We start from the raw sequence: 11514 nt of genomic DNA, 5'->3' as shown, positions 1-11514 counted from the left end.
AATCGGTTGGATTGATTGGGGGCATATCCGTTGCTGCGGTAATGGCGGCGGGCCCACGGAGCAGGACCGGAGCGAGGGTATGGCGAGCATTAGCGAGCCACCGAACGAAAGGGGCAAGAGCCCTTGGTTACTTGGGGCTCTTCCAAGTGACTCGCTGTAAGAGCGAAACCAATAGCCGCCCTCACCGAAGAACCGGATATTCACCCAATCCCAATCCCAATCCCAATCCCAATCCCAATCCCAACCAACCACCAAAACCCAAGCCATACACAAACCTGTCATCTACCCCATGCATGCTCTACCCACCAGAGACGCCGACGCGCCTGCACCTGGAATCCAGAACTTTCTTCTCGGGCCAATGGTCACTTAATGTGAACACGCCCCAGGCACTTTGTTTTCGGACTATTGAGTGGTGATCGAGATGGAAAGTATCAATCTATTGCTCGGTGAGGCTCTGAGCCCGTATCAGGTAACGTTGACCCCCTCGGGCGCCCACGGCGAATGCCTGGTGACACTGAAGAGCACGACCGGCGCCATCGTGGTCGAGCGGGAGTTCAATCAGGCCCAGTTGACCGACAAACGTCTGCTCACAGATGTGGTCGACGGCTTGCATCGCGATCTGATGATTGCCGAAGGACGCCTGGAACCCTGTGTTATCGCAGCGTTGCGCAATGCTGCACAGGACAAGGTCGTGGCCAGCCGTAATTGAATTGTCTTTTGTGGGAACCTTCCCGGGCCAAGGTCAGTCAGAGCATGTAACAGCAGGATCAAGCATTGTGCTCCGGTGCTTGTAGTCGTGCTGCCACTGGTCTTTTTTTAGACCACGTTTAACCCCGAGATGTCTCCCCACTTCTCGGGGTTTCTTTTTGCCCGCGATTTGTCATTCCAGCGCCTGTTGCTCGAAATACTTCCTGGATTCTTCCAGATAGGCGTCGCGACTTTCCGGGTCGAGCCACGCGGCGTACGCCTCGCTCAAGCGATCATGGGGCATTTTGCGCAGCAATTGATTGATCTCGACAATCGCCTGCCGGCCTTTGGGCGTGTCGGTGCAGCCGATGTAACCGGACAAGAATTTCTCGGCGCCGCGAATCGGGTAGAACTGCAATTCATCCTCGGCGATCCCTTGCTGTTGGGCCTGATAGCGGATTTCCGGGCGGTAGCCCAACAGCAGCCGCAAGCGCCCCAGGCGTTGCATCTGCAACAGGCTGCCCAAGGCGTCGTTGCCGTAGTGCGGTGTCAGCGAGTCAGGTGGTGCCTGTTTGAGCAGCGCGTCGAGGTAATCACCGTAGTTACGCTCGGCGATAATGCCCAATTTCTCGCCGCCGCTCGCCAGGAAGGCCGCCAGGTCCAGTTCACCGTCCTGGATGAAGGGGGCAAGCGTCTCACGGTCAACGCGCCGCACGGCCACGCCGTTACTCATGGCCCGAAACACCGGAATGGAAAACGCGATCCAGCGTTCGCGTTCCTTGCTCCGGTTCAGCGCCGCATCGCAGGTAAGGGACGGCTCGTGGAGCATTTGCAAGGCGCGCGCACGGTTGACTCGCATCAAGGTGTGTTCGTATTGCGGCATGCCGGCGATCAACAGCGGCAACAGTTGGTCGATGACGCCCAGGCCCTTTTTCGGTCCTTCGAAAATCGTCAGCGGTGGCAGATCCCGCAACAGCCAGATCATGGTTTCCTTGGGCTGCGCCATCGCCGACGAGGTCGGACCGATGAGCAAGGCTGTCGCCGCGAGCGCACACATCACCCTCCTGCCGTGTGACAGGCAGTCTGTGATGAGCAGCGAAAGCAGGCGTTTCAGCTTAGATGGCCCCGTCTTCACGCAGCTTTGCGATCTGTTCCTTGTCGTAGCCAAGATCGTTGAGTACCTGCGCATTGTGTTCGCCCAACTGCGGCCCGACCCATTGCGAACTGCCGGGTGTCTCTGAGAGTTTCGGCACAATTCCCGGCATCTTGAAATCTTTGCCGTCCGGCAGCTTTGCCTTCAGGAACATTTCCCGAGCCAAGTACTGCGGATCACTGAACATGTCTTCGGCGCTGAAGATCCGGCTGGCGGGGACATCAGCCTGATTCAACTGCTCGATGACGGTGTCCAGCGGCAGCGCATTGACCCAGCGATCAATCACCCCATAAATCTCGTCGCGACGGCTGTCACGCCCGTCATTGCTGGCCAGCGTCGGGTCGTTGGCCAGGTCTTCACGGCCGATGATCAGCATGAATCGTTTGAAAATCGCATCGCCATTGGCGCCGATCTGCACATGTTTGCCGTCAGCGCTGGTGTGGATCGAGGAGGGCGTGATGCCGGGCATGATGTTGCCGGTGCGTTCGCGAATGAAGCCGAACACGTCGAACTCCGGGACCATGCTTTCCATCATGGCGAAGATTGCTTCGTACAGCGCCACATCGACCACTTGACCCTGGCCGCCATTGACCTCGCGATGACGCAAAGCCATCAGCGCACCGATCACGCCCCAGAGCGCCGCAATCGAGTCGCCGATGGAAATCCCGGTGCGTACCGGCGGTCGGTCCTCAAACCCGGTGATGTAGCGCAGGCCGCCCATGGATTCACCGACCGCACCAAAACCTGGTTGATCCTTCATGGGCCCGGTCTGGCCGAAACCCGAAAGGCGCACCATCACCAGTTTCGGGTTCAGTGCGTGCAAGACGTCCCAGCCCAGACCAAGCTTTTCCAGCACGCCGGGGCGAAAATTCTCGATGAGGATGTCCGCTTCACTGAGCAGCTTTTTCAGGATTGCCAGGCCGTCCGGGTGTTTCAGGTTCAAGGTCAGGGACTTCTTGTTGCGTGCCTGAACGAACCACCACAGCGACGTGCCTTCATACAACTTGCGCCATTTGCGCAACGGATCACCACCGTCGGGGGATTCGATCTTGATGACGTCGGCACCGAATTCGCCGCAAATGCGCGAGGCAAACGGCCCGGCGATCAACGTGCCCAATTCGATGACTTTCAGACCTGAGAGGGGTTTGGCGGTGAACGGCATGCTGGATCCTGTAGGACAAAGGCTTGGCTGATAGAGCGTTTTAGCACAGCCCGCCGTCAGTCGCTCAAGGTTGATGGCCGCGAAGCCTGCCGCATCGGTTAGACTTGCCGCCTTTCCACGTATCAAGAAGCCCGTTCATGGCCCAGCCGTCCACGACCTACAAGTTTGAACTGAACCTTACCGACCTCGACCGCAGCGTTTACGAGACGGTGAAGCAGACCATCGCCCGTCACCCTTCGGAAACCGAAGAGCGCATGACCGTGCGGCTGCTGGCCTACGCCTTCTGGTACAACGAGCAGCTGTCGTTTGGCCGTGGTCTGTCAGACGTGGATGAACCCGCCCTGTGGGAAAAGAGCCTGGATGATCGCGTACTGCACTGGATCGAAGTCGGTCAGCCCGACGCCGACCGCCTGACGTGGTGCTCGCGTCGCACCGAACGCACCAGCCTGCTGGCCTACGGCAGCTTGCGCGTCTGGGAAACCAAAGTGATCCCGGCGATCAAGAACCTGAAAAACGTGCACATCGCTGCTGTGCCGCAGGAAGTCCTGGAAACCCTGGCCAAAGACATGCCGCGCGTTATCAAGTGGGACGTGATGATCAGCGAAGGGACGATTTTCGTCACCGACGACCGTGGTCAGCACGAAGTCCAGTTGCAGTGGCTGAGCGGCGAACGCGGCTGATTTTTCGCCACGTCATCCGGTTTTATCCTACGTATTCAAGAGAAGTACCTGTCACCCCATGCGCATCGAACCTCGCCTGTTGCCCGACACCCTGCCATTCCTCGGTGACCTGCCGCCGCTGCTGACCCGTCTGTACGCGGCGCGGGGCGTGGTTTCAGAGGCTGAACTGGACAAGAGCCTGGCGCGGCTGATTCCGTTCCAGCAGCTCAAGGGCATCGATGCCGCGGTGGATTTGCTGGTGACCGCGCTGGAGCAGCGTCAGCGGATTCTGATCGTCGGCGACTTCGACGCCGACGGCGCGACGGCGAGTACCGTGGGCATGTTGGGCTTGCGCCTGCTGGGCGCGGCTCACGTTGATTATCTGGTGCCGAACCGATTCGAGTATGGCTACGGCCTTACGCCTGAAATCGTTGAGGTGGCGCTGACCCGCACGCCGCAGCTGCTGATCACCGTGGACAACGGCATCTCCAGCGTTGAAGGCGTGGCGGCGGCGAAAAAGGCTGGCCTCAACGTGCTGGTCACCGACCACCACTTGCCCGGCGATGAATTGCCGCTGGCCGATGCCATCGTCAATCCCAACCAGCCGGGCTGCGGATTTCCGAGCAAGGCACTGGCCGGCGTCGGGGTGATCTTCTACGTGCTGATGGCCCTACGCGCGCGTCTGCGCAGCCTCGGCTGGTACGAGAGCAGGCCGCAGCCGAACATCGGCGAGTTGCTGGACCTGGTGGCCCTCGGCAGCGTCGCCGACGTGGTGCCGCTGGACGCCAACAACCGGATTCTCGTCCACCAAGGCCTCGAGCGAATCCGCGCCGGACGTGCGCGGCCTGGGATCAAGGCGATCCTCGAAGTGGCGAAGCGTGATCATGCGCGCATCACGTCCACGGATCTTGGGTTCATTGTCGGCCCGCGCCTGAACGCGGCGGGGCGACTGGATGACATGAGCCTGGGCATCGAATGCCTGCTCACCGAAGACGCCGGGCTCGCCCGGGAAATGGCTATCCAGCTGGACGGCATGAACCAGGACCGCAAATCCATCGAGCAGGGCATGCAGCGCGAGGCGCTGGCCCAGCTCAAGGATTTGCCGGTGGAATCGATGCCGTTCGGCCTGTGCCTGTTCGATCCCGAGTGGCACCAGGGTGTCATCGGCATCCTCGCCTCGCGTATGAAAGAGCGCTATTTCCGTCCGACCATCGCCTTTGCCGATGCAGGCGATGGCATGCTCAAGGGCTCGGGGCGTTCGGTGCAGGGCTTCCATATTCGTGACGCCTTGAGCGTGGTGGCGGCTCAGCACCCAAATTTGATCAGCAAGTACGGCGGCCATGCCATGGCGGCAGGCTTGACCTTGCCGGAAGCGAATTTTCCGCTGTTCGCCGAAGCCTTTGACGCTGAAGTGCGTAGGCAATTGCGCGAAGAAGACCTGACCGGGCGACTGCTGTCGGACGGGACTTTAGCGGTCGAAGAATTTCACCTCGAACTGGCCCGTGCTTTGCGGCATGCCGGTCCTTGGGGGCAACACTTCCCGGAGCCGTTGTTCCATGGTGTGTTCCAGTTGGTCGAACAACGGGTTGTTGGCGAACGGCACCTCAAAGTGGTGCTGAGAAGTGAATGCGGTTCGGTGAAGCTGGACGGCATCGCGTTTGGAATCGACCGCGATATCTGGCCGAACCCGACCATCAAATGGGTGGAGCTGGCCTACAAACTCGACCTTAACGAGTTTCGCGGGAATGAGACGGTCCAGTTGATGATTGCCCACATAGAACCGCGTTGACCCCATTCGCGAGCAAGCCCGCTCCCACAGGATCTGCGCAGACCCTGTGGGAGCGGGCTTGCTCGCGAAGGCGATTTCCCTGACGCCAAATACCCTCGGAACCCTTCACCATCCCCCAATGTCGACTAGGCTCTAAGCACTGCTTGATTTTCCTTGTGACGTCTTGTCGAATTTTTTGCCCGCGGGGGCGGGTGCTGCACCTTTTTCCTGTCACTCGTCGACTTTCAAACAGAACCCTGGAGCCTGCCCACTGATTCGAGAGGTGCCCCATGAGTCTGCTGCTTGAACCCTATACCCTTCGCCAATTGACCCTGCTCAACCGCATCGCGGTGTCACCGATGTGCCAGTATTCGAGTGTCGATGGCCTGGCCAATGACTGGCACCTGGTCCATCTCGGTAGCCGTGCTGTCGGTGGGGCCGGTCTGGTTTTTACTGAAGCCACGGCAGTGACGGCCGATGGACGCATCACCGCCGAAGACCTCGGCTTGTGGAATGACGAACAGATCGAACCCCTGCAACGCATCACGCGTTTCATCGCCGCCCAAGGCGCTGTCGCCGGAATTCAACTGGCCCACGCCGGGCGCAAGGCCAGCACCCATCGGCCGTGGATCGGCAAGCACGGTAGCGTCAAACCTGAAGATGGCGGCTGGACGCCGGTCGGTCCTTCGCCCATTGCGTTCGACCCACAGCACACACCACCGAAGCAGCTGAATGAGAGTGAAATTGCCGAGGTCATCCAGGCGTTCGTTGATTCAGCGAAACGGGCGCTGATTGCCGGTTTCAAAGTCGTCGAGGTTCACGCGGCTCATGGTTACCTGTTGCATCAATTCCTATCGCCCTTGAGCAATCAGCGGCGCGATCAATACGGTAGTTCGTTCGAGAATCGAATTAGGCTGGTGCTGCAAGTCACCGAAGCGGTGCGTGCGGTGTGGCCTGAGGAGTTGCCGGTGTTCGTGCGGGTCTCGGCCACCGATTGGGTGGAAGACGGCTGGAATCCGGATGAAACCGTTGAACTGGCGCGTCGCCTCAAAGATTTGGGCGTGGACCTGATCGATGTGTCGTCGGGCGGCACGGCGGTCAACGCGGAAATTCCTACAGGCCCCGGTTATCAAACCCGCTTCGCCGAACGAGTACGCAAGGAGTCAGGCATCGCCACCGGCACCGTAGGAATGATCACCGAGCCGGCCCAGGCCGAGCACATTCTACGCACCTGTCAGGCAGACATTATCTTCCTCGCCCGTGAGCTGCTGCGCGACCCGTACTGGCCATTGCATGCGGATGATGATTTGGGTGGACACAAGGCCATCTGGCCAGCGCAGTATCAACGCGCGACGCATCGGGATCAGCCGATTCATGAGTCGGATTTGCGTGACTGAGTGATGCGCTAAAAGCAAAAAGCCCCGATCAAATTGATCGGGGCTTTTGCGTTTCTGTGCTGGGATTTTTGTTGTTTGCCAGGCCGCTTTCGCGAGCAAGCTCGGCTCCTACAGGGTCGTGTCGAGCTCATCACTTTTGTTCGACACAAACCTGTAGGAGCCGAGCTTGCTCGCGAAGAGGCCTGCTCAGACACTAAATTGCTCTCAGGTGTACTTACGCTTCTCCGGCGCCGGCGGGAAATACTGATACAACCAGGTCTCGCTCAACGTCCGGTCATTGGTGCGAATAAACAACCGCAGCTCCACCGGGGCCACACTGTCATTGGTCGGGAACCAGTCAAAGGTAATCCGGTAGCCCTTGATGTCATCCAGCACCAGCACGTTGAAATCCTTGACCTGGCCGTTGGAGCACGTCACCACCGGTTCGATGCCCGTACCTTGCGGCAAGCGATCCAGCCCGCCGCCGGTGAAGTCCACCGCAAACCGGCGCGCCCAGACTGGCGGGTAATGCTCGCCCGGCGCCCAACCTTCAGTGAAGCCGCCCATGCCCGAACGGGTCGCGTTGACCCGCGCCAGCGGCGTGCCGACCGGCGGCAAAGCGCTCCAGTACAGCTTGTAGCCGTAGTTCAGGGAATCGCCGGCCGCGACCGGTTTCTTCGGAGTCCAGAACGCGACGATGTTATCCAGGGTTTCGCCGGTTGTAGGAATTTCCAACAGATCGATAGAGCCTTCGCCCCACGCGGTTGTAGGTTCTACCCACAGGCTCGGCCGCTTGCTGTACCAGTCGACGGTGTCCTGATAACTGGCGAACTCGTGGTCGGTCTGCACCAGGCCGAAACCTTTCGGGTCGGTGTCGGCGAAGGCATTGAATTGCAGGGTCGCCGGGTTGTTCAGCGGACGGCAGATCCACTCGCCGTTGCCACGCCACATCGCCAGGCGATCCGAATCGTGGATCTGCGGGTGGATGGTGTCGCACATGCGCCGCTCGTGGGTGCCGCAGCTGAACATGCTGGTCATCGGTGCGATGCCCAGTTGTTCGATGGCGGTACGCGCATTGATGTGGGCGTCGACGGCCATGACGACCTGACTGGCCTGGCAATCGATATCGAAACGGTAGGCACCGGTGGCACTCGGCGAGTCCAGCAGGGCGTAGACCACGAAACGGGTGCTGTCCTTGTCCGGGGTTTCGAACCAGAACTTGGTGAAGTCGGGGAATTCTTCGCGCTTCTTGGCGTAGGTATCGACCGCCAGGCCGCGTGCCGACAGGCCGTATTGGCCAGTGGCGTCTACCGCACGGAAATAACTGGCGCCGAGGAAAGACAGCACGTCGTGCCGGTCCAGTTCCGGGGCCTTGAACAGCTTGAACCCGGAGAAACCCAGATCGCCCGTGAGCTGCTTGGTATCGACCGTGGTTTTTTCATAGTTGAACAGCGAAGGGCGGAAATGCACCTCCCGCGCCTGACGTGTCTTGGGGTCGACGCTGTACATGCGCACCGGCTGCTTGAAACCCATGCCGACGTGAAAAAACTGCACGTCCAGCTGACCTTTCAGATCCTTCCACAGCGAATGATTGCCGTCGTAGCGGATCGCGTTGAAATTTTGTGGGGTCATGGTCGCCAGAGTCGGCGGCAGCACTTGCTTGGTGTCCTGATAGCGGTTGCCGGCAAGTTGCTTGGCCTGGATTTTCAGGGCTTCGAAATCGAACGCCTGTGCCTCGCCGTCAGCCGTGTCATTACCGGCCCAGGCCCGCGCAGCCAACAGGCCGGAGGCGGACAAACCGGTGTAGGCAGCGATGGCCATGGACGCTTTGAGCAAATTCCTGCGGTGCATAAGTACAACCTGTCGTGAACAATCCCGCGCCGTTCCTGGCACGTGCTGGATCAGAAATGGAGGTTCGGACATGCCTTCGGCCAAACGCAACGGACTTTAAACAGATGCCAAATAGCTTAAACCGTTCGGTGGCAGAGCAAAAATGATTGATGGCGTGGCAGTGGCACCGCTATGAAACAAGACATTTCCGGTAAACGTTTCCCACAGAGATTTCTGATTTATGCGGCATTTCTGCTTTTTTTGACTAATTACTCTAAAAACCGCTTTTCAGCGCCAATTTACTTCCTATTCTATGGGCATGACCGGTTTCTGCCCTCAGGCCGGTGGGATTCAGTTGGCACGAGGTGACCGCTGAAAAAGGGTAGGGCGATGCGGTTTTTGCAGTTTTCTTTTTGACGTAGAGAGGGACATCGTCCATGTCGAAAGTACAAGGCATCACTGAAATGTTGGGGATCTTTCCGTGCCTGGGTATGGGGCGGCGAAGGCGCCGGCTTAATTCCGAGGAGTTGAAACTGGTGGAGCGGTATCGCGAGTTGTCGGAGAACGACCGGATTGCGATGCGGTATCTGGTGGATGCGATGCGCAGTGTTTCGCGGTTTTGAGTAAGAAGTCGAGGGGCGGACTGTGAAGTCTGCCCCTTTTTCATGTGCGCCCGGCATGGGCGCAATCTTGCGGGTGCCGATCAACCGCTGAGGCTTTCGATCAGGCTTTCGAGCGCTTCAGTGATATTTTCATCCTGCGCCAGTTGTGCTGCTGCAGTCGCTCTGACTTGACGTGCCAAGCGGTATTCACTGGGCGTGCAGTTTGCGAACTGCTTGAAGGCACGAGCGAAGTAGGACGGATCCTTGAAGCCGGCCTCATAGCCGATGCTGGTAATAGGCATCTGGCTGTTGTCGAGCAGCTCTTTGGCGAAGTTCATGCGCTTGTTCAAGATGTAATCCGTGAAGCCAAGTCCATTGGCTTCCTTGAACAGGCGGCTGAAGCGAAATGTCGTCATGCCGCAGCGCTGCGCCAAGTCCCTTTGATCGATGCTGTCTCGAAAGTGCTGTTCGATGTACAGCATGACATTGCTCAGCGCCTGGTGTTTTTGGTGCCCTGAGGTCAGCCGGATACTGTCCGGCAGGGTTGGGGAGTGGTCGATCAGCATCGTCTTGCGCAGGTCGGTCACATTTCGGCGCAGCTCGCAGAGCTGAACTACAGCAGTCAGGTAGCGACTTTTCTCTGTGAGCGAGAGCGGGAGCACCATGTATTCCCAGACGCTGGAACGCATGGCCCAGACGGCCAGTTCCTCTGAGTGCTGCACGGTGAACATGGTGATCGGGATGCCCGGTGTGCTGCGCTTGATCTCCAGCAACAGCCTCAAGCCTGGTGTGTCGGGGCGATCGAAATGCATGCAGATCATGTCCGCCTGTTCCCCGATGGGCAGCGCGGAGTTTTTCGCCAGTTTGCAGTCGCAGGTACCCTCGAACTGTGCGATGAGTTCTTTCGTGGATCGATCATGAGTCAGATCGAACCATAGGAGCGATGGCCTTTTGGTCAAATTGGACGTCATGTCTCTACTCGGCAGGTCTGATTGACTCTCTACTCGCTAGTATTGCCAATACGCCATCACTTTGCAGATTGAATCCTTATAAAAACGACGAATTTCAGATCTGTTCGATCTATGTGTTTCCTGGAAGGCTGCCCGGTCCCAGTGTTTGCGGGTGTGTTGTCGACGAACCCGGGTTTAACCACTTGTCGCTTCTGAATCAATGCCAATTGCCGTTGCGTTTCAATGCCTTGTTTACCCCTCTCGCGACTTCTGCAAAGGCCAATGAACCGTATCCGGCCGCTCCGCAAAAAAGTCCTAACGATGTGCAAAATCCTCCTAACGCCTATGCCTGCTTACTGACTAGGGTTGCATCAGGCAGCACAGAAAGTTCTGCCTCAGAAACACAACATTTGAGTGAGGTGGCCAAAATGATCATGCAAACAATCAAGGCTTCGGTAGTGAAGTTCGCCAAAGACGAAGACGGTCTGACCATTGTGGAATACGCGGTGGCCGGCGGATTAATCACGGTAGCTGTTGCCGCAATGTTCACTCTCTTGGGCGGCGCGGTGAACACCAGAATCACAGCGCTGTGCGCTGCGGTCAAAGGCGCTGCCTGCTGATGACAGTAACCCACTGTGGTGGGGGCGCGGTGATATCCACGGAGCAGCCGGTTTTGCAGTTTCTCTGATCGACCGGCAACTCAATGAACTTCGCGCAGACCCCGCCAATGTATTTTCTGAGTCGTATGACCGCTGAAACGAGGTACTAAAAAATGAATCTGCAAACAATCAGAACTTCAATTACCAAGTTCGCCAAAGATGAAGATGGCCTGACCATTGTGGAGTACGCGGTAGCCGGTGGCTTAATTACGGTAGCTGTTGCCGCGATGTTTATTCTTTTGGGTGGCGCCGTGAACACCAGGATCACAGCACTGTGCGCTGCGGTCAAAGGTGCCGCCTGCTGATGACAACCACTCGTTGTGGTGGGGCGCGGTGATATCCATAGAGCAACCAGTTTTACAGTTCCTCTGATAGACCGGGCAACTCAATAGACTTCACGCTGTCCCCGCCAACGTACTTTCTGATCCATATCACGGCTGAAGCGAGGTATACAAAAATGAATCTGCTAACAATCAGAACTTCAATCACCAAGTTCGCCAAAGATGAAGATGGCCTGACAATTGTGGAATACGCCGTGGCCGGTGGATTAGTGACGGTAGCGGTTGCCGCAATGTTTATTCTTTTGGGGGCCGAGGTGAACACCAGGATTACAGCACTTTGCGCAGCGGTCAAAGGTGCTGGCTGCTAACGATAATCCCGGTTAGGGG

At 58.1% G+C, this 11514-nt stretch carries 12 protein-coding genes; 8 read left to right on the top strand and 4 right to left on the bottom strand.

What is annotated here, in order from left to right; genetic code table 11:
• Window positions 1-421: 421 nt before the first annotated feature.
• Window positions 422-709 (top strand): DUF3509 domain-containing protein, encoded by a 288-nt coding sequence (locus tag KGB27_RS23250; protein ID WP_008042363.1) that lies wholly within the window; start codon window positions 422-424, stop codon window positions 707-709.
• Between the two features lie 171 nt (window positions 710-880).
• Here the strand turns inward: KGB27_RS23250 and KGB27_RS23245 are convergent, their stop codons facing one another.
• Together KGB27_RS23245 and KGB27_RS23240 are read right to left on the bottom strand one after the other, a co-directional pair.
• Window positions 881-1744, bottom strand: a complete 864-nt coding sequence (locus KGB27_RS23245) for a TIGR02285 family protein (RefSeq protein ID WP_008042362.1) — start codon at window positions 1742-1744, stop codon at window positions 881-883.
• A gap of 58 nt (window positions 1745-1802) precedes the next feature.
• The gene (locus tag KGB27_RS23240; protein WP_223556491.1) at window positions 1803-3002 is read right to left on the bottom strand and encodes a CaiB/BaiF CoA transferase family protein; all 1200 of its coding nucleotides are present in this window, start codon (window positions 3000-3002) and stop codon (window positions 1803-1805) included.
• Window positions 3003-3139: 137 nt separating this feature from the next.
• Here KGB27_RS23240 and KGB27_RS23235 point away from each other — a divergent pair, with 137 nt between their 5' ends.
• The 3 genes from KGB27_RS23235 to KGB27_RS23225 all read left to right on the top strand — a co-directional run bounded on the left by KGB27_RS23235 (window position 3140) and on the right by KGB27_RS23225 (window position 6826).
• Window positions 3140-3682, top strand: coding sequence for a YaeQ family protein (locus KGB27_RS23235; protein ID WP_007944886.1), 543 nt, complete (start codon window positions 3140-3142; stop codon window positions 3680-3682).
• 58 nt (window positions 3683-3740) lie between these two features.
• Window positions 3741-5450 (top strand): single-stranded-DNA-specific exonuclease RecJ, encoded by a 1710-nt coding sequence (gene recJ / locus KGB27_RS23230; protein ID WP_192228461.1) that lies wholly within the window; start codon window positions 3741-3743, stop codon window positions 5448-5450.
• Between the two features lie 269 nt (window positions 5451-5719).
• Complete coding sequence (locus KGB27_RS23225) at window positions 5720-6826, top strand: NADH:flavin oxidoreductase/NADH oxidase (protein WP_008029680.1); 1107 nt, start codon at window positions 5720-5722, stop codon at window positions 6824-6826.
• Between the two features lie 204 nt (window positions 6827-7030).
• Here KGB27_RS23225 and KGB27_RS23220 read toward each other — a convergent pair whose 3' ends face one another.
• Entirely contained in the window at window positions 7031-8656 is a 1626-nt protein-coding gene (locus KGB27_RS23220) for a glucan biosynthesis protein D (protein ID WP_223556490.1), read from the bottom strand.
• Between the two features lie 416 nt (window positions 8657-9072).
• Here KGB27_RS23220 and KGB27_RS23215 point away from each other — a divergent pair, with 416 nt between their 5' ends.
• Window positions 9073-9258, top strand: a complete 186-nt coding sequence (locus KGB27_RS23215; protein WP_008029684.1) for a hypothetical protein — start codon at window positions 9073-9075, stop codon at window positions 9256-9258.
• An 80-nt stretch (window positions 9259-9338) separates the two neighbouring features.
• On the opposite strand, the gene KGB27_RS23210 is transcribed toward KGB27_RS23215, so the two are convergent.
• A complete protein-coding gene (locus tag KGB27_RS23210; protein ID WP_008042359.1) occupies window positions 9339-10208 on the bottom strand; it encodes a response regulator transcription factor in 870 nt (289 codons plus the stop codon).
• 407 nt (window positions 10209-10615) lie between these two features.
• On the opposite strand from KGB27_RS23210, the gene KGB27_RS23205 reads away from it, so the two are divergent.
• The 3 genes from KGB27_RS23205 to KGB27_RS23195 all read left to right on the top strand — a co-directional run bounded on the left by KGB27_RS23205 (window position 10616) and on the right by KGB27_RS23195 (window position 11495).
• Window positions 10616-10807, top strand: coding sequence for a Flp family type IVb pilin (locus KGB27_RS23205; RefSeq protein ID WP_008042358.1), 192 nt, complete (start codon window positions 10616-10618; stop codon window positions 10805-10807).
• A gap of 152 nt (window positions 10808-10959) precedes the next feature.
• A complete protein-coding gene (locus KGB27_RS23200; RefSeq protein WP_008042357.1) occupies window positions 10960-11151 on the top strand; it encodes a Flp family type IVb pilin in 192 nt (63 codons plus the stop codon).
• Window positions 11152-11303: 152 nt separating this feature from the next.
• A complete protein-coding gene (locus KGB27_RS23195; RefSeq protein WP_008042356.1) occupies window positions 11304-11495 on the top strand; it encodes a Flp family type IVb pilin in 192 nt (63 codons plus the stop codon).
• Window positions 11496-11514: the final 19 nt, after the last annotated feature.

This window comes from Pseudomonas sp. BF-R-01, assembly GCF_019946615.1.
In the GTDB taxonomy this organism is placed as follows: Bacteria; Pseudomonadota; Gammaproteobacteria; order Pseudomonadales; family Pseudomonadaceae; genus Aquipseudomonas; species Aquipseudomonas migulae.
This window is presented reverse-complemented; position numbering and strand designations above follow the sequence as displayed.

Excerpts from the sequence above, each read along its gene's own strand:
- KGB27_RS23200 (WP_008042357.1), top strand. The coding sequence starts at position 10,960 with ATGAATCTGCAAACAATCAGAACTTCAATTACCAAGTTCGCCAAAGAT.
- recJ (WP_192228461.1), top strand. The coding sequence starts at position 3,741 with ATGCGCATCGAACCTCGCCTGTTGCCCGACACCCTGCCATTCCTCGGT.
- KGB27_RS23250 (WP_008042363.1), top strand. The coding sequence starts at position 422 with ATGGAAAGTATCAATCTATTGCTCGGTGAGGCTCTGAGCCCGTATCAG.
- KGB27_RS23205 (WP_008042358.1), top strand. The coding sequence starts at position 10,616 with ATGATCATGCAAACAATCAAGGCTTCGGTAGTGAAGTTCGCCAAAGAC.
- KGB27_RS23195 (WP_008042356.1), top strand. The coding sequence starts at position 11,304 with ATGAATCTGCTAACAATCAGAACTTCAATCACCAAGTTCGCCAAAGAT.
- KGB27_RS23225 (WP_008029680.1), top strand. The coding sequence starts at position 5,720 with ATGAGTCTGCTGCTTGAACCCTATACCCTTCGCCAATTGACCCTGCTC.
- KGB27_RS23220 (WP_223556490.1), bottom strand. The coding sequence starts at position 8,656 with ATGCACCGCAGGAATTTGCTCAAAGCGTCCATGGCCATCGCTGCCTAC.
- KGB27_RS23210 (WP_008042359.1), bottom strand. The coding sequence starts at position 10,208 with ATGACGTCCAATTTGACCAAAAGGCCATCGCTCCTATGGTTCGATCTG.
- KGB27_RS23235 (WP_007944886.1), top strand. The coding sequence starts at position 3,140 with ATGGCCCAGCCGTCCACGACCTACAAGTTTGAACTGAACCTTACCGAC.
- KGB27_RS23245 (WP_008042362.1), bottom strand. The coding sequence starts at position 1,744 with ATGTGTGCGCTCGCGGCGACAGCCTTGCTCATCGGTCCGACCTCGTCG.
- KGB27_RS23215 (WP_008029684.1), top strand. The coding sequence starts at position 9,073 with ATGTCGAAAGTACAAGGCATCACTGAAATGTTGGGGATCTTTCCGTGC.
- KGB27_RS23240 (WP_223556491.1), bottom strand. The coding sequence starts at position 3,002 with ATGCCGTTCACCGCCAAACCCCTCTCAGGTCTGAAAGTCATCGAATTG.